The following is a 15,856-nucleotide window of genomic DNA, read 5'->3' as shown; positions in this document are numbered from 1 at the left end:
CGCGGTAATCCCATGTCCCGCTGACGCGACCTTCACGCCGCGCTCACAAAAATGGGCGGTTGTACCTGGGGGATGCCCATGCGCTCGACCAAGGCCCGGACGGCCACCGTGCTGGCTTCGGTGGCGACCCTGCTTCTTGCTACCGTCACCATCGATGCCCTGACGCCGCTCGGCTACGCCGAGTGGTGCCTGTATTTCATTGCCGTCGGCGCGACGCTGTTCCAGCGTCAGCGCGGCGTGCCGTACATCGTGGCGGCGGTGGCGACCGTGCTGCTCGGCGTGGGCATGTTGCTCTCACCGGACGGCGCGGGCACGCAGTTCGTGCTCGTAAACCGCGGCATCGGCCTGGTCTCGTTCTGGACGATGGCCGTCGTGGTGGCCAGCGCCGTGCAGACCCGCGAGACCGCCAGCGCGATGCTGTGGCTGCAGGAGAGCCAGAACGCGCTGCGCACCGCGCTGCAGGGGGATCCTTCGGCCGAGCACGTCGCAATGCAGGCCCTGCGCACGCTCGGCGAGCGGCTCGGCGCACCGGTGGGCGCCGTGTACCGCCTGCAGGGCGACACGCTCGGCCTCATCGCGGGCATCGCGATCCCCGACAGCCAGCCCGTGACCGTGCCGCTGGGACAGGGCCTGCTCGGCGAGGCCGCGCGCCTGAAGACGCCGCACCGGATCGCATCGCTCGACGGCTCGCACCTGCGCCTGCAGTCCACGCTCGGCGAAAGCGCGCCGGCTGAGCTGCTGCTGATGCCGCTGACTGCCGACGGCGAACTCGTCGGGGCCCTCGAACTCGGCCGGATCGGGGCGCCGCCGGTGGCGGACGCGCAGACCGACGCACTGCTGCAATCGAGCGCGGAGACTGTGGGCATCGCACTGCGCACCGCGATCCTGCGCCAGCAGCTCAACGAGTTGCTCGAAGAAACCCAGCAGCAGAGCGAAGAACTCCAGGCCCAGCAGGAAGAGCTGCGCGTCGCGAACGAGGAGCTCGAGGAGCAGAGTCGCGCGCTGCAGCAATCGCAGGCCACGCTCGAAGTGCAGCAGGCCGAGCTCGAACAGAGCAATGTGCAGCTCGAGGAGCGCACGCACGAGCTCGAAAGCCAGCGCCAGGCGCTGCTCGAGACGCAGGCCGAGCTCATCCGCAACACGAACGAGCTGGTGACGGCGAGCCAGTACAAGTCCGAGTTCCTGGCGAACATGTCGCACGAGCTGCGTACGCCACTCAACAGCGCGCTGATCCTCGCCAAGCTGCTCGCCGACAACAAGACCGGCACGCTGACCGACGAGCAGGTGCGGTTCGCGAATGCGATCTACGCGTCGAACAACGACCTGCTGACGCTGATCAACGACATCCTCGACCTTGCGCGGATCGAATCGGGGCAAGTGGAACTTGCGGCCGAGCCGCTCGAGGTCCCCGCGCTTGTCGAGCGGCTGGACCAGACGTTCGCGCCGCTCGCGCGGCAGAAGAACCTCGAGCTCGACATCCGCATCGAAGACGGGCCGGACCAGCTCGTCGGCGACGGGCAGCGGTTGCAGCAGATCCTCACGAACCTGCTCGCGAACGCGATCAAGTTCACCGACGCCGGCCGCGTCAGCCTCAGCGTGCAGTCGCGCCCCGACCGCCGCGTCGCGTTCGTCGTGAGCGACACCGGCATCGGTATTGCGCCGGGGCAGCTGGGGCTCATTTTCGAGGCGTTCCGACAGGCCGACGGCAGCACGAGCCGCCGTTACGGCGGCACCGGCCTCGGCCTGGCCATCGCGCGCGACCTTGCGCAGCGCATGGGCGGCCGTATCACGGTGCAGAGCACGCCCGGCGAAGGCAGCTGCTTCACGCTCGAACTGCCGCAGGACATGACCCCGTTCGTGCACGACGTGCACCACGCACCTGTCGCATTGCCGGCCGCCGTCGCGCCCGCCGAGCCGCCCCGCACGCCGATGACCCCGCCCCTGCCGCGTCCGGTGCGCGCCGTTGCGCCTCCCGCGCCGGCCATCGCCGACGACCGCCACAGCCTGCAGCGTCCAGGCCGGCTGATCCTCGCCGTCGAGGACGAGCCGGCGTTCGCCGAAGCGCTCGTGGTGATTGCGCGCGAGATGGAGTTCGACTGCATTGTCGCCACGAACGCCGACGAGGCGATGGCGCTGATCGCCGAGCATTCGCCGTGCGGCATCCTGCTCGACATCGGTCTGCCGGACGCATCGGGCCTCACGGTGCTCGAACGGCTCAAGCGCAGCCCCGCCACGCGCCACATTCCGGTGCACATGGTCTCGGCGCTGGACCGCAACCAGCTCGCGCTCGAACTCGGCGCGGTCGGTTACGTCACCAAGCCCGTCACGCGCGACCTGCTCGCCTCCGCGATCCGCGAGCTCGAAGCGCGCTCGCAGCAGACGCTGCAACGGCTGCTGATCGTCGAGGACGACGACGCGCTGCGCGCGAACCTCGAAGCGCTGCTGCGCCGGGACGGGCTGGAGATCGTCACCGCCGGCACGATCGAAGCCGCGCGCCAGGCGCTGCGCGACACGCCGTTCGACTGCGTGGTGACCGACCTCTCCCTCGACGACGGCACCGGCGACGACCTGCTCGCGATGATCTCGTCCGGCAAGGGCGCGTCGTCGCCACCGGTGATCGTCTACACCGGACGCTCGTTGACCCGCGAAGAAGAACAGCGGCTGCGGCGCCACTCGCAGAGCATCATCATCAAAGGTGCGCGATCGCCCGAGCGCCTGCTCGACGAAGTCACGCTGTTCCTGCACAGCGTGGAGGCGTCGCTGCCGTCGAACCAGCAGCGCATGCTCGAAGAAGCCCGCCGCCGCGACGAGGTGCTCGACGGCCGCACCGTGCTGTTGGCCGAGGACGACGTGCGCAACATCTTCGCGCTCTCGAGCATCCTCGAGCCGCTCGGCGTCCGGCTCGAAATCGCACGCAACGGCCGCGAGGCGCTCGATGCGGTGCAGGCCAAGGCGCCGGACCTGGTGCTGATGGACATCATGATGCCGGAGATGGACGGGCTGGAAGCGATGCGCCGCATCCGCGCGGACGGCCGCTTCAAGGACCTGCCGATCATCGCGCTGACCGCGAAGGCGATGAGCGATGACCGCGCGCGCTGCCTGGAAGCCGGTGCCAGCGATTACATCGCCAAGCCCGTCGACGTGGACAAGCTCGTCTCGCTCTGCCGCGTCTGGTCGTCGCGCCGGTGATGCGGGACGAGGCCCTCTTCGATCTCGAGCTCAAGCTGCTGCTCGAGGCGATCTACCGGCGCTACCAGCAGGATTTCCGGGGCTACGCGATGTCGTCGGTGCGCCGGCGCGTGCAGCAGGCGATGGCGCATTTCGATTGCGAGCGCGTGAGCGACCTGCAGCATCGGCTTCTGCACGAACCGGACACGTTCGCGCAGGCGATGCGCTACCTGACGGTGCAGGTGTCGGAAATGTTCCGCGACCCGGGCTATTTCACGAGCCTGCAGGAGACGGTCTTTCCGTTCCTCGCGACGTTTCCGTCGATCAAGCTCTGGGTGGCCGGCTGCAGCGCCGGCGAGGAAGTGTGGTCGCTCGCGATCTTGCTGCGCGAGGCGGGCCTGCTCGAGCGCTCGCTGATCTACGCCACCGACATCAACCCCGAGGCGCTGCGCAAGGCCGAGGCCGGCACGTACGACGTCACCCGCGTGGCGGGCTTCAGCGCGAACTACCTCGCGGCCGGCGGGCGCGCGTCGCTGTCGGACTACTACACGAGTGCGTACTCCGGCGCGACATTCGACCGCAGCCTGCGGCGGCACATGGTGTTCGCCGACCACAGTCTCGCGACCGATGCGGTGTTCTCCGAGGTGCAGTTCGTGTCCTGCCGCAACGTGCTGATCTACTTCAGCCGCGAGCTGCAGGACCGCGCCGTGGGGCTGTTCAAGGATTCGCTCGTGCACCGCGGCTTTCTGGGCCTGGGCGGCCGCGAGTCCCTGCAGTTCGGCGCGCACGCGTCCGCGTTCGAGACCTGCGACCCCGCGCAGCGCATCTACCGGAAGCGGCCATGACGGCGTCGCGCCCGGTCCAGCCGCAGCTCGTCGTCATCGGCGCGTCGGCAGGCGGCGTGACCGCGCTGCGGCAGTTGATCAGCGCGCTGCCCGCGACGTTTCCGGCGCCCGTGCTCATCGTGCTGCACCTGCCGCGCGACCGACCCAGCCAGTTGGCGCAGGTGCTGGGCCGCGGCGGCGCCGTGCCGGTGTGCGAAGCTGCGGACAAGCAGCGGCTGGCACCGGGCCATGTGTACGTGGCGCCACCGGACTACCATCTGCTGGTCGAGGACCGCGACAGCGTGGCGCTGTCGGTGGACGAACCGGTCCTGTTTTCGCGCCCGTCGATCGATGTGCTGTTCGAATCGGCGGCGCACGTGTTCGGCGGCGGCGTTCTGGCGCTGCTGCTGACGGGCGCGAGCAGCGACGGAAGCCACGGGGTTGCGGCGGTGCGCCGCGTCGGCGGCGTCGCATGGGTTCAGGACCCGGAAGACGCTGACGTTGCGCTGATGCCGGCCTCGGCACTGGCCCACGCAGGGGCCGATGCGGTTTTGACCCTCGGGCAAATGGCCCGGCAACTGGCAGCGCTGACATGATGGAGCATCGGAGAGATCGCGCGGGCGTGGCGCCCGAAATCGTCGCGCCTGCGAACGTGCTGATCGTCGACGACGTCCCGCAGAACCTGCTCGCCCTCGAGGCCGTGCTGCGCGACGAGCAGGTCAACATCCTCACTGCCGCATCCGGCGCCGAGGCACTCGAGTTGCTGCTGCGGCACGAGGTGGCGGTGGCGATCCTCGACGTGCACATGCCGGAGATGAGCGGCTTCGCACTGGCCGAACTCATGCGCGCCTCGCCGCGCACAGCGGGCATCCCGATCATCTTCCTCACCGCGTCGCCGAGGAATGCAGTGCATGCGTTCCGCGGGTACGACGCGGGCGCGGTCGACTTCCTGCACAAGCCGATCGAGGCGCAGATCATCCAGGGCAAGGTGCAGGTCTTCGTGCAGCTGCACCGCCAGCGCCAGTTGCTGGCCCTGCGCGCGGAGCGGTTGGAGCAGGTGCTGTCGCTCAACGAGACGATGCTCGCGGTGATCACGCACGACCTGCGCACCCCGTTGTCCGCGGTGTCGCTGTGCGGAGACGCGCTGGTGCGCCTGCCCGGCGAGTCGCGGTCACACGTGATCGGCCAGCGCATCCAGCGCAGCACGCGGCGCATGAGCCGCATGATCGATCAGCTGCTGGACTTCACGCGGATCCGGTCGGGCGTCATGCGCATCGAGCCGCGACCGGCCGACCTCGGCGCAGTCGCGCGGCAGGTCATCGACGAGGTGCGCCAGGCACATCCGGAGCAGGCGATCCACGTGGCCGAAAATGGCGATCTAGGCGGTACATTCGATCCCGATCGGCTCGGACAGGTGCTCAGCAACCTCGTTGGCAATGCGGCCCAGCATGCCGGTGGCGACGAGGTGCAGGTGCTGCTCGACGGCTGCGCGGCGGACCGTCTGTCGGTCGAGGTCATCAACCGCGGGCGCATCGACGATGACCTGCTCTCGCGCCTGTTCGAGCCATTCAAAGGCGTGCTGCATGCAAGTAGCGGCCTTGGGCTCGGGCTGTACATCGTCGATCAGTTCGTGCGCGCGCACCGCGGCACGACGTCGGCCCGCAGCGAAGACGGGCGCGTGCGCCTGTCGCTCGACATTCCGCGACACGTGCAGGGCGAGCTGCCGACCGGATAACGCCTGCCCGCGCGGGCGCGCAAGCGCCGCGGGCTTCAATTGCGGGGCACTACGGGCGGCACGCAGCACGCCGACGCTCTGCGATCGCGGCGGCACGTCAACCGCGAGATCAACCCCCGTTCACGACGCCGGCATCGGCTCCACTTCCACGCGGTCACGGCCGTTCGCCTTGGCGCGGTACAGCGCGATGTCGGCCGCGGCGAGCAGGCCGTCGGCAGCGTCCGCTGCGCTCTGCCCGATCGCGATGCCGATGCTGACCGTCACCGACACCGACTCACCGCCCGGCACGTCGACCGGCTCGGCCGCCACGGCCGTGCGGATGCGCTCGGCGATGAGGGCCGATTGATCGGCGTCACCGTCGGTGATGAGCACGATGAACTCCTCGCCGCCGAACCGCCCGACGCGGTCGTACGGCCGCAGCGTGAGCTGCAGGCGCTGCGCGATCTCGCGAAGCACGATGTCGCCGACCAGGTGGCCGTACGTGTCGTTGACGTGTTTGAAGTGATCGACGTCGAGCAGCATCGTCGCGGTTGGGCCGCCCTCGCGCGCCGCGCGCAGCAGCTCGCGCTGCAGCGCATCGAGAATCGCGCCGCGGTTCAGGAGCCCGGTCAGACGGTCTCGCGTGGCCTCGACGCGCAGCGCCTCGTGCAGGCCGATGATGCGCTCGGCGACCGACAACCGGGCCGCGAGCACGTCGCGATCGAGCGGCTTGGTGACGAAGTCGTCGGCCCCGGCCTCGATGCCCGACAGGTAATTGCCCTTGCCTTCCAGCGAGGTGAGCAGCACGACGTAGGTGTAGTGAGGGCGGTGCTCGGCGCGGATGTGGCGGCACAGGCCAGGGCCGTCGAGCAGCGGCATGAGCCAGTCGGAGATCACCAGACCGTACTCATCGCGGCGCCAGGCCTCGAGTGCAGCCGCGCCGTCCTCAACGGCGGTGACGTCATGGCCGAGCGAACGCAAGGTCGCGCCGAGGACCAGCCGCGAGGTCGCGTCGTCTTCGGCCACCAGGATTTTCATCGATTACCTACTTCTCTGGAAAACACAGTCGATTACTCGCGATCGATCACCGCACGCACCTGCTCATAAGCGGCATGCAGTTCGTCGATCAGCGGGTCGCAGCCGGTCACGGTGCCGAGGCGTCCCAAGGACTCCAGGGTCTGCGCGAGCTCGGCCATGCGCGCGGCGCCGATGTTCGCGCAGGCGCCCTTGAGCGCGTGCGCGGTGCGGCGCAGCAGGCCCGCATCGGCCGCTGCGCTTGCTTCGCGCAGCGTTTGGATCCGGTGCGCAGTGTCGATCTGGAAGGCCTCGAAGATCTGTGACAGCAGCATCGGATCGCTTGCCTCTGCGAGTTCGCGCAGCTGCGCGACCACGTTCGGATCGAGTGCCGGCGGCGCCTCTTCGGCCGCGGGAACGAGCGAGGAACCTTCCACCTCTTCAGCCGGCGGTCGGCGCCTCACGGGCTCGGCGGGCAGCCAACGCTCCAGCGCACGCCGGAAGTCACGCACCTGCACGGGCTTGGTGATGTAGTCGTCCATGCCGGCCGCAAGGCAGCGCTCGCGATCGCCCTGCATGGCCTGGGCAGTGACGGCAACCACCGGAATCCGGGCGACGGTGTCGACGCGCGCGCGAATGCACGCGGTGGCCTCGAAGCCGTCCATCACCGGCATCTCGCAGTCCATGAAGACCAAGTCGTAATCGGACTGGTCCAGTCGCACGAGTGCTTCGCGGCCGTCACTGGCGACATCAACGTGGCAGCCCAGGTCCTTGAGCATCAACGAGGCGATGTAGCGATTGGTGACGTTGTCTTCGACCAGCAGCACGTGGCGACCATCGAAATCGCGCGGGCCACGCTCGGTGGGCGCACGCCGCGTAGGTTCCACTCGACCGCCTCCGGACGACGCCCCACGCGCGCGGCTGAGTGCATTGAGCAGGTCGGATTGGCGCACCGGCTTGGAGAGGTAGGCGGCAAAACCGAGTTCCTGCAGCGTGCTTGCGTGATCGCTCGTGCCCAGCGAGGTCAGCATGATCAGCGCGACATCGCGCAGCACCGGGTCGGCCTTGATCGCCCGCGCAAGCATCTCGCCGTCGATGTCGGGCATCTGGTAGTCGAGGATCGCGATCGGATACGGATCGCCATCGTCGACCGCCTTTCGCAACGCGACCAGCGCCTCGTGGGCCGATGCGCAGCTGCCGTTGCGCATGCCCCACTGCAAGATCTGCTCGTGCAGCACGCGGCGGTTCACCGCGTTGTCGTCGACGATCAGCACGCGCGTGCCGCGCAGGTCCACCGGCACCTGCTCCGTGGCCGCGCCCTGCTGCACCGGCAGCGACACGCGGATCCAGAACGTCGAGCCCTGCCCGCGGGCGCTGCGCACGCCGATCTCGCCCTCCATGAGCCGGACCAGCTCATGGCTGATTGCCAACCCCAAGCCGGTGCCGCCGTAGCGACGGGTGGTGGAGACGTCGGCCTGGTTGAACTTCTGGAACAGGCGCTGCTGCTCCTCGGGCGAGATGCCGATGCCCGTGTCCTCGATCTGGATCAGCAGCTGCGCGACCGAATCGGTGCACGCCTCCACCGACACGTCGACGAGCACGTGGCCGCGCTCGGTGAACTTGATCGCGTTGTTGACGAGGTTCACGAGCACCTGGCGCAGGCGCCCCGGGTCCCCGACGAACTGACGAGGCACCTCGACCGGGTAGCGGACGATGAGGTCCAGCCCCTTGTCGGCGGCCTGCAGTCCGGTCATGCCGCTGACTTCTTCGACGGTCTGCAGCAGGTCGAACGGCAGTTGCTCGAGCGAGAGCTTGCCCGCTTCGATCTTCGCGAAGTCGAGGATGTCGTTGATGATCGTCAGCAGCGTCTCGCCGCTGGCGCTCGCAAGCCGCGCGAGCTCGCGCTGGTGGCGATCGAGCGTCGTGCTCATCAGCAGGCCGACCGTGCCGAGCACGCCGTTGAGCGGCGTGCGGATCTCGTGGCTCATGTTGGCCAGGAACTCGCTCTTCGCGCGGCTGCCGGCCTCGGCGGCCTCCTTCGCGCGCTGCAGCTCGGCCTCGGTGTCCTTGATGCGCGTGATGTCCGATGCCGCGGCGTAGATCAGGCCATCCTCGAGCGACGGTGTGGCATGCCAGAGCAACCAGCGATAACTGCCGTCCTTCGCGCGGTAGCGGTTCTCGAACGAGACCGTGGCCTCACCGGCCGCCAGGCGCGCGGCTTCGACGAGCGTCGCCTGCATGTCGTCGGGGTGCACGAAGTCGATGAACGGCGCGCTCTTGAGCTCGTCGAGCGTGTAACCCAGCACCTGCTCCCAGACCGGGTTCGGCCGCTTGAAATAGCCGTCCATCGAGATAATGACGAGCATGTCGAGCGACAGCGAGAAGAAGCGATCGAGCTCGCGCTGGGCGCGCTTGCGCTCGGAGATATCGAGGAAGGTGACCACCGTGCCGATCCGAGCATCGCCGTGTCCCATCGGGTGCGCGGATAGCTGCGCAACCAGCGCGCTGTCGTCGGCGCGACGCAGGCGGACCTCGCTGAGGTGCATGGGACGGTCGACCCGATGGACATGGAGCGCCGGCGGCCGCTCCCCGCCCCCGTCCAACCCGTCCACGGGCTGCAGCAGCGATGCCATGTCGCGGCCGAGCAGTGCGCTGGCATCCGGATAGCCCAGCAGGCTGATGCACGCCCGGTTGACGAACGTGCAATGCCCGTCGCCGTCCACCCCGTAGATCGCCTCGGCCGTCGAGTCGAGCAGCAGGCGGATGCGCGCCTCGCTTTCGGCGAGCGCGGCCGTGCGCATCGCGACGACCTCTTCCAAGCGTTCGGCGTTGAGCCGCAGCTCGCGCTCGCGCTCGCCGATCGTCGTGGCCATGCCGTTGAATTCCGACGCGAGCTGCGCCAGCGCATCGCGACCTTCGACGGGCAGGCGCAGGTCGCGCTCGCCGGCGGAGAAGCGCTTCACGCCCTCGAGCATCACCCTGACCGGCCGCACGATCGTGCGCGCCAGCATCAGCGCGAGGCCCGAAGCGAGCAGCAGGACCAGGGCGCCGAAGACTGCGAGTTCGCGGCCGAACTCGCGCGCCGGCTCGAGGATCTCGTCGAGATCCTGTTTTGTAATCAGGCACAGCTGCTGATCGGCCATCCAGCGGTACACGATGACCGCGGAGCGCCGACGGTAATCGGGCGCGACCGTAATGCCTCGCCGGCCCTGCAGGCATTGCCGGACCGACGTCGTCCGCGCGGTGCCGCGCAGGACGACGTCGCGCTCGAGCAGCCGCGGTTGGGAGACGAACTGCCCGGCGCTGTTGACCAGGTACGCATCGTCCGTGCGATGCAGACCGCTCTGGCTGCGCACGATCGAGTTGACCTCGTCGAGTGCGTTCCAGACGGCCAGGATGGCGACCGGTTGGCCGTCCGCTCTCTTCACCGGCGTGCTTATCACCATGGCGGGCCGACGCAGCAGAGGCGACAGGAAGGCAGACTGCACGTACGTTGCCTTGCGCCCTTCGGTGACAAACGGGTAGTGCGCGCGGCTGACCCCTTCGGCCGCTTTCATCGTGGACACCAGGATGCGGCCGGTGCGCGCGTCGATCAGGCCGAGCATCTGGTGCTGGCCGGGGTGCACCGCGCGCCGGGCTTCGAGTTCGCCCGCCACCGTCGCGTACGCCTCACGGTGTGCGGCCGAGCCGGCAGGCGCAGTCGCCAGCGCGCGCACGGCCTGCGCAAGCAGCGGCGACGCCGCCATGGTTTCCACGGCCTGGGTCTGATCACTGACCCATTCGCGGATGCGCCCCTCACGCACGATCGCGGTGGAAAGCAATTCCGACATCGCGGCCGCTTTCAGCGACTCGCGCCCGCTGCGGTTGGCAAGCACGCCCAGACCGACCAGCAGCGCCGCGGCAAACACGACAAACACGATGAACACACGCGGCGTCAAGCCGATATGTCGCAGCATCAGGCGTTCCTCCGCGCAGCGCGCATCCCGAAGATCAACAGCACCACCCCGGCCCCGGCAAGCAGCAGCGGCACGAGCGTCTGCAGCAGCCATAGACGGCGGCTCACCTGCTCGGCGCGCTTGAGCTGGCTCCGGCGCGTTTCTTCGGTGAAGTGGGCGTTCCACACGAAGAACGGTGCGATCACCGTCCCGTCGGGCTTGGTGAACGAGCTGCGACCGCGCTCGATGTAATCGACGAGCACGCCGCTCGCGGGCTCGATGAGCAGCACGCCGTCACTGTCGGTCAATGCGCGGTAGCGCTCGGGAACGTCCGGCAGGTGGCCGTACCCGAGGGTCTCGTCCAGCCCCTGGACCTGAAACGTGAACCGGTGGACCGGCACGTCGTCGACCTCGTCGACCCCGGCAAATTTCATCGCGCGAGGCCCAGCAAGCTGTGAGTCCCACAGCACGTGGGGCCCGCGGTCCATGCCCGGCGGGAATAAAAATTGGCCGGTGCGCTCGACATCACCGAGTCCGGGCATGTTCTGCCGGGTCACGCGGTCGACCGCGTAGACGCCCGCATTCTCGAAGTACAACTCGCCCCCGGGCAACGCCCAGTACGCGTCGGACTGGATCACGCTGCGCTTTGCCGTGCTGAGCAGCGTCGTGTCCAGGCGCCGGCCGATGAGCACGATGCGCTTCCAGTCGTCGGTCGGCGCTTCACGCGCACGGGCGACCGAATCGAAGTACAGCGCCGTCTGGTAGTCGTCCGGCAGGCGCGACGCCAGCGGCGCGCCCAGCAGGAGCCAGAGCGCGGCGCAGAGCAGCAGCAAAATGCCCAGTGGCCTGCAGTCGGTTCGAGACACGTCGATACCCCGTTTGCGCGGAATGCAGGTTACCCCGCGGGTGTGAGGGTTAAAAACGCACGCGGCCCACTCGCGCTTCACGGCCTGTGATGCAACAGAAAGCCGCCCGCTGGCCCCGATAACGACCGCGCGCCGCGCGTCTTGAGTGGATGGGCGGTGCGGCGTCACACATGCCGGCGCAGCGCGGTCGCCGTGGGTGGCCACTCGCGCCCAGTGGTCACACGTCGGCCTCGACCGGCTCACTGTGACAAACCCGCCCGCGCCGCTAATCATGGTTTCGACACCCGCCCGGCGACCGGCATGCACCCTGATTTGACCTTCGCGCCCGCAAACGCGGCAACCGAGTTTGCGGCGCTGCTGCACGAGCATCGCAAGATCGTCTTCAAGGTTGCCGCGAGCTACGCGTGGACCGAAGCGGACCGCGCGGATCTCGCGCAGGAAATCGCGACGCAGTTGTGGAGCGCGTTTGCGCGCTACGACCGCAGCCGGCCGTTCACCACCTGGATGTACCGGGTGGCGCTCAACACCGGCATGGCGTTCGCGCGGGCCGAAACCACGAAAGGGCGCCACTTCCCGGACACGGGCGACGCCGACCTCGAGCGGGCCGTCGACACGACGGCGGGGCCCGAAGACACGCAGGCGCTGGTGCTGCTGTCGCAGGCGATGGCGCGGCTCGACCGGGCCGACCGTGCGTTGCTGCTGCTGCACCTCGAGGCACGCAGCAGCGGAGAGATCGCCGACATCCTCGGGCTCACGCCGACCAACGTGACCACCCGCCTCAGCCGCATCCGACAGCGCCTCGCGGCGCAGCTGTCCTGACCTGGAGCCTCAGCATGAACCCTTCGATCGATCTCGACCGCCTCCACGCCGCGTGGCAGGTGCTGGACCGCCGGGTGGACCGGCACGACGCCCAGCTGCTGCAGCAGGCGCGCAGGAGCTCGGTGCAGGCGCTGCGGCACCGGCTGCGTCCGCTGGCATGGGGACAGGTCACGCAGATGCTGCTGGGCCTGGGCCTCGTGCTGATGGCCGTGCCGGTGTGGACGACGTACCGCGAGCTGGCGCACGTGTTCGCTTGCGGCCTGATCGTGCATGCCTACGGCGTGGCGACGATCCTGCTCGGCGGGCTCACGCTCGGCCGGCTGTCGAGGCTCGAGTACGACGCGCCGGTCGTCGCGCTGCAGACCCGGCTGCTTCGGCTGCAGACGCTGTACGTCGCCGGCAGCACCGCCGTCGGGCTCGCCTGGTGGCTGATGTGGATTCCGTTCGCGGCCGTCGTCTTCGCCTGGCTCGGCGTCGACTTCATCGCCCGCGTCGCGCCGGCGCTGCCGTGGATGATCGGCGGCGGCGTCGCGGGGCTCGCGGCCACCTGGGCCTTCGACCGCTGGGCGCGTACGCGACCCGCGCTGCACGCTCGCCTCAGGACGCGCATGGCGGGCCCAGGGCTCACGGCCGCGGCGGTCGAGCTCGAGAGCCTACGAACGCTCGAGAGCGGTGACGCGGCGGATGGGGACCACGAGGCTCGGTCGCCGAACTGATCACTACCGTCCGGACGTACGAGCGAGCACGCGGTCGAGTCTGGACGACGACGATGGCCCTGTGCGCAGCGGCGGGAACGGCGTCGCCGTGTACACGTCGCTGGCACAGCGCACACGCCGTCACTGCGCCGCATCGGCCGCAATCACGCGGCCGAGCGGTCACCAGATCAGGTCGTCGGGCACCTTGAACTGCGCGTAGTGCGCGTCATCGTCGGAGACCGGCGCCGCGGGGGCCTGCGCATGATCGAGCACGATTAACGACGCATCGCGGTCGCGCACCTTGTCGACCGCCGCGCGCGGCAGCAGCGCATAGCCGTCGCCGTGCCGCGCGATCACGAGCGCACCGCTCGCGAGTTGCGTGCGCTGCGCAGCGTCGACCTGCATCGCGCGGATCGCCGCGCCGTCGACGAAGCGGTATTCGATCTCGCCCGCGGCGCGCACGCGCTGGGTCTCGATGATGTGCCGGGCCTGCGCGCGCTGCTCATGCGCGCGCGCCTGTGCATTGCGCTCGGCCGCCAGCGCCCGGTCGCGCTCCACGCGCTCGGCACGGACGCGCTCGGCTTCGCGCTGTTCATCGGTCGGGCCGGCCGGCGCCTTGCCCTGCCGCTGCTTGGCCTGCTCGCGCGCGGCCTGCGCGACCTGGGATTTCTTGACCAGCCCGGCCTTGAGGAGCTGATCCTGGAGTGGATTACGCATGCCGGCAGTCTAGTGCCGATCGAGGACGGCGGTCGATGCGCGTGCACCGGGACGACACGGATTTACGGGCAGCGGTCCTCGCACGGCTGTCCGTCGCCATCGCCATCGCCGTCGCCGTCGCCGTCGCCGTCGCCGTCGCCGTCGAGCTTCGTGTCCGGACAGTGCGCGATATGAAACTCGGCCTCGGCACACGAGCCCATCTGCGAGCAGTGCTGCTTGCCCGCGCATTCGAATGCCACCGAGCCCGCGGACGCCGCGCCCATCGACCCATCGGTTCCGAACGCCACGAGCGCAAGCGCCGGCATCGACGCCGCATGGCGTGCGACGTAGTGCCGCCACCCGGCGGTCGCGACCACCGCGACCACGACGACAGCCAGCACCGTGCGGGCCACGCGCTGCAGCGGCAGGCGAGACGGCGGCGCTGCGGCGCGCCGGATTGCCGGCGACACGGTGGGATACCGGATGCCGGTCGCCTTCGGGCCGCCGTCATCGGCCACGACGTCGTAGGTGACCACATCGCCGATGCACGGGCGCGCACCGCGCTCGAACGCACCGATGTGCGCGGACGCGCGCTCATCGCCGCCATGCCACTGCACGACGCCACAGTCTTGCGCGTCGTTCCACTCCACGATCCGTCCCTGTCGCCGCATATCACCTCCATGTGAGCCGGACATCCTCGCAAACCTCGACCGTGCAGTCACGGCCCGGAGTGGATGCGTCGATGCAATCGAATGCCCGGCGCCGCTGCATACCTCTTGTCGTCGCGAATGGGCAGGCCCTGTTCCGCTGAGTTCACGCGGCCGCGTTCTTCGAAGACGTGCGTGCTACGCACACCGTCGAAGCAGGGCGATCAAGAGCTCGGCGTTCCTCCGACGCCGGCGCTTCGATGCCGCGTTCGTTGATGCCTCCATCGCGCCCGGGCGCGCACCCTGCAGGCCCCTGAAAACGTGAGGCAGCCCATGCAGAACTCTACTGGCGACCAGACCAAGCAGGCCACGCTCTACCGCATGGTGCTGCCCGACCACGTTTGCCCGTTCGGGCTGCGCGCGCGCGAACTGCTCGAGCAAGAAGGCTATGACGTCGACGACCGCCTGTTGACCTCGCGCGAGGAGACCGACGCGTTCAAGGCCGAGCATGGCGTGCCGACCACGCCGCAGGTGTTCATTGACGATGAGCGCATCGGCGGAGCCGACGATCTCCAGCAGTGGCTGTCGCGTCACTGAGTCGCGGCGTGTGATCTTGCGAACGCGGCGCGTCGGCCGCCGCGTTCCGCTTGCCACGCCGCATCACGTCGACTCGGGCGCACCCGCCTCCGGATGCCGCGCCATCCATGCGGCGAGCAACGCCTCGTAATGCTCGAGTTCTTCCTGGTAGGCATCGTTGACGCACACGGTGCAGCCGCTGCCGCAGCAATCGGTCGGCAGCGGCTTTTCCGGTGCAATCGGGCGAGGGTCGGGCGAGAGGGTCACGCCCCTTAAGATCCGGTCGATGCGGTTGCGTTTCAAGCTCGGTTTTCGCTGAGGCACGCGCACGGCGCAACGGTGCCCCAAGCCGCCGGCGCCTTGGTGCCCGCGTGCGCCGCGCCGACGGCCCGTCACGGACGCCGGTCCTACAATCGATGCATGGATTACCAACTCGTCATCAAGTTCTGGCGCGCATCGCTCACGGACGAGGCTTTCCTCGCCACGATCGAGGACGAGCTGAAAGCCGCACTCGGCAAGAGCGCCGAGCTCGAGGGTTACGACGTGAGCGCGAAGGAGATCAACCTCTTCATGCTCACGGCCGACCCGCGCCCCGTATTCCGCAAGGCCCGCGACGTGATCGAGCGGCACGGGATCACGAACGGTCTTTCGGCCGCCTACCGCCTCAACGGCGGCGCGCAGTTCACGTCCGTCTGGCCGTTGCGCGCGATGCGGAAATTCAAGTTGCCCTGACCGGCACTGAGCGGATGGAGAGACCGACCGCGAACGTCGGTCCGCGCAGTGCTCGAGCCGACTCAGTCGATCCGCAAGTCGCTGACTGCGCCGTGGTGATCGCGCTTCGGATCGATGTGCAGCGGCGCCCACGCGCGCGACGAAACCTGATCCGCTGAGCCGGATCCCGG

14 protein-coding genes are annotated in these 15,856 nt (G+C 68.9%); 8 read left to right on the top strand and 6 right to left on the bottom strand.

The annotated features are described in order from the left end of the window. Positions 1–72: 72 nt before the first annotated feature. Genes IE075_RS07835 through IE075_RS07820 form a run of 4 tightly spaced genes read left to right on the top strand, consistent with a single transcriptional unit; the run spans position 73 to position 5,727 of the window. Positions 73–3,189 (top strand): response regulator, encoded by a 3,117-nt coding sequence (locus IE075_RS07835; protein ID WP_425489362.1) that lies wholly within the window; start codon positions 73–75, stop codon positions 3,187–3,189. Next, positions 3,189–4,013 (top strand): CheR family methyltransferase, encoded by an 825-nt coding sequence (locus IE075_RS07830; protein WP_425489361.1) that lies wholly within the window; start codon positions 3,189–3,191, stop codon positions 4,011–4,013. Before IE075_RS07835 ends, IE075_RS07830 begins: the two co-directional genes overlap by 1 nt. Beyond that, positions 4,010–4,588 (top strand): chemotaxis protein CheB, encoded by a 579-nt coding sequence (locus tag IE075_RS07825; protein WP_189455129.1) that lies wholly within the window; start codon positions 4,010–4,012, stop codon positions 4,586–4,588. The genes IE075_RS07830 and IE075_RS07825 overlap by 4 nt, the downstream gene beginning before the upstream one ends. After that, positions 4,588–5,727 carry a hybrid sensor histidine kinase/response regulator gene (locus tag IE075_RS07820; RefSeq protein ID WP_189455127.1) on the top strand — a complete coding sequence of 380 codons (1,140 nt, stop codon included), beginning with the start codon at positions 4,588–4,590 and terminating at the stop codon, positions 5,725–5,727. Before IE075_RS07825 ends, IE075_RS07820 begins: the two co-directional genes overlap by 1 nt. A gap of 120 nt (positions 5,728–5,847) precedes the next feature. Here the strand turns inward: IE075_RS07820 and IE075_RS07815 are convergent, their stop codons facing one another. Genes IE075_RS07815 through IE075_RS07805 form a run of 3 tightly spaced genes read right to left on the bottom strand, consistent with a single transcriptional unit; the run spans position 5,848 to position 11,521 of the window. Continuing rightward, positions 5,848–6,744 carry a GGDEF domain-containing protein gene (locus IE075_RS07815; RefSeq protein WP_189455125.1) on the bottom strand — a complete coding sequence of 299 codons (897 nt, stop codon included), beginning with the start codon at positions 6,742–6,744 and terminating at the stop codon, positions 5,848–5,850. Between the two features lie 32 nt (positions 6,745–6,776). Next, on the bottom strand, positions 6,777–10,676 hold the full coding sequence (locus IE075_RS07810) for a response regulator (RefSeq protein WP_189455124.1): 3,900 nt from the start codon (positions 10,674–10,676) through the stop codon (positions 6,777–6,779). Beyond that, positions 10,676–11,521 carry a porin PorA family protein gene (locus IE075_RS07805; RefSeq protein WP_189455121.1) on the bottom strand — a complete coding sequence of 282 codons (846 nt, stop codon included), beginning with the start codon at positions 11,519–11,521 and terminating at the stop codon, positions 10,676–10,678. Before IE075_RS07805 ends, IE075_RS07810 begins: the two co-directional genes overlap by 1 nt. Positions 11,522–11,821: 300 nt before the next feature. Between IE075_RS07805 and IE075_RS07800 the strand changes: the two genes are divergently transcribed. Both IE075_RS07800 and IE075_RS07795 read left to right on the top strand, forming a co-directional pair. Next, positions 11,822–12,340, top strand: a complete 519-nt coding sequence (locus IE075_RS07800; RefSeq protein WP_189455119.1) for an RNA polymerase sigma factor — start codon at positions 11,822–11,824, stop codon at positions 12,338–12,340. Between the two features lie 14 nt (positions 12,341–12,354). Next, a complete protein-coding gene (locus IE075_RS07795) occupies positions 12,355–13,056 on the top strand; it encodes a hypothetical protein (RefSeq protein WP_189455117.1) in 702 nt (233 codons plus the stop codon). A gap of 159 nt (positions 13,057–13,215) precedes the next feature. On the opposite strand, the gene IE075_RS07790 is transcribed toward IE075_RS07795, so the two are convergent. Both IE075_RS07790 and IE075_RS07785 read right to left on the bottom strand, forming a co-directional pair. Continuing rightward, positions 13,216–13,752, bottom strand: coding sequence for a DUF2058 domain-containing protein (locus tag IE075_RS07790; RefSeq protein ID WP_189455115.1), 537 nt, complete (start codon positions 13,750–13,752; stop codon positions 13,216–13,218). Positions 13,753–13,814: 62 nt separating this feature from the next. Continuing rightward, positions 13,815–14,381 carry an excalibur calcium-binding domain-containing protein gene (locus IE075_RS07785; protein WP_189455114.1) on the bottom strand — a complete coding sequence of 189 codons (567 nt, stop codon included), beginning with the start codon at positions 14,379–14,381 and terminating at the stop codon, positions 13,815–13,817. A gap of 330 nt (positions 14,382–14,711) precedes the next feature. On the opposite strand from IE075_RS07785, the gene IE075_RS07780 reads away from it, so the two are divergent. After that, the gene (locus tag IE075_RS07780; RefSeq protein ID WP_189455112.1) at positions 14,712–14,975 is read left to right on the top strand and encodes a glutaredoxin domain-containing protein; all 264 of its coding nucleotides are present in this window, start codon (positions 14,712–14,714) and stop codon (positions 14,973–14,975) included. A gap of 63 nt (positions 14,976–15,038) precedes the next feature. Here the strand turns inward: IE075_RS07780 and IE075_RS15640 are convergent, their stop codons facing one another. Next, a complete protein-coding gene (locus IE075_RS15640) occupies positions 15,039–15,221 on the bottom strand; it encodes an oxidoreductase-like domain-containing protein (RefSeq protein ID WP_229792402.1) in 183 nt (60 codons plus the stop codon). A gap of 153 nt (positions 15,222–15,374) precedes the next feature. Here IE075_RS15640 and IE075_RS15635 point away from each other — a divergent pair, with 153 nt between their 5' ends. Then, positions 15,375–15,686, top strand: a complete 312-nt coding sequence (locus IE075_RS15635; protein ID WP_229792401.1) for a hypothetical protein — start codon at positions 15,375–15,377, stop codon at positions 15,684–15,686. The last annotated feature ends 170 nt before the right edge of the window (positions 15,687–15,856 follow it).

Source organism: Cognatilysobacter bugurensis (assembly GCF_014652095.1).
In the GTDB taxonomy this organism is placed as follows: Bacteria; Pseudomonadota; Gammaproteobacteria; order Xanthomonadales; family Xanthomonadaceae; genus Cognatilysobacter; species Cognatilysobacter bugurensis.
Note: the sequence above shows the minus strand (reverse complement) of the source record. Positions and strands in the feature narration are given on the sequence as shown.

Coding starts and splice junctions, on each gene's coding strand:
- IE075_RS07835 (WP_425489362.1), top strand. CDS start 73: ATGCCCATGCGCTCGACCAAGGCCCGGACGGCCACCGTGCTGGCTTCG.
- IE075_RS07830 (WP_425489361.1), top strand. CDS start 3,189: ATGCGGGACGAGGCCCTCTTCGATCTCGAGCTCAAGCTGCTGCTCGAG.
- IE075_RS07825 (WP_189455129.1), top strand. CDS start 4,010: ATGACGGCGTCGCGCCCGGTCCAGCCGCAGCTCGTCGTCATCGGCGCG.
- IE075_RS07820 (WP_189455127.1), top strand. CDS start 4,588: ATGGAGCATCGGAGAGATCGCGCGGGCGTGGCGCCCGAAATCGTCGCG.
- IE075_RS07815 (WP_189455125.1), bottom strand. CDS start 6,744: ATGAAAATCCTGGTGGCCGAAGACGACGCGACCTCGCGGCTGGTCCTC.
- IE075_RS07810 (WP_189455124.1), bottom strand. CDS start 10,676: ATGCTGCGACATATCGGCTTGACGCCGCGTGTGTTCATCGTGTTTGTC.
- IE075_RS07800 (WP_189455119.1), top strand. CDS start 11,822: ATGCACCCTGATTTGACCTTCGCGCCCGCAAACGCGGCAACCGAGTTT.
- IE075_RS07795 (WP_189455117.1), top strand. CDS start 12,355: ATGAACCCTTCGATCGATCTCGACCGCCTCCACGCCGCGTGGCAGGTG.
- IE075_RS07790 (WP_189455115.1), bottom strand. CDS start 13,752: ATGCGTAATCCACTCCAGGATCAGCTCCTCAAGGCCGGGCTGGTCAAG.
- IE075_RS07780 (WP_189455112.1), top strand. CDS start 14,712: ATGCAGAACTCTACTGGCGACCAGACCAAGCAGGCCACGCTCTACCGC.
- IE075_RS15635 (WP_229792401.1), top strand. CDS start 15,375: ATGGATTACCAACTCGTCATCAAGTTCTGGCGCGCATCGCTCACGGAC.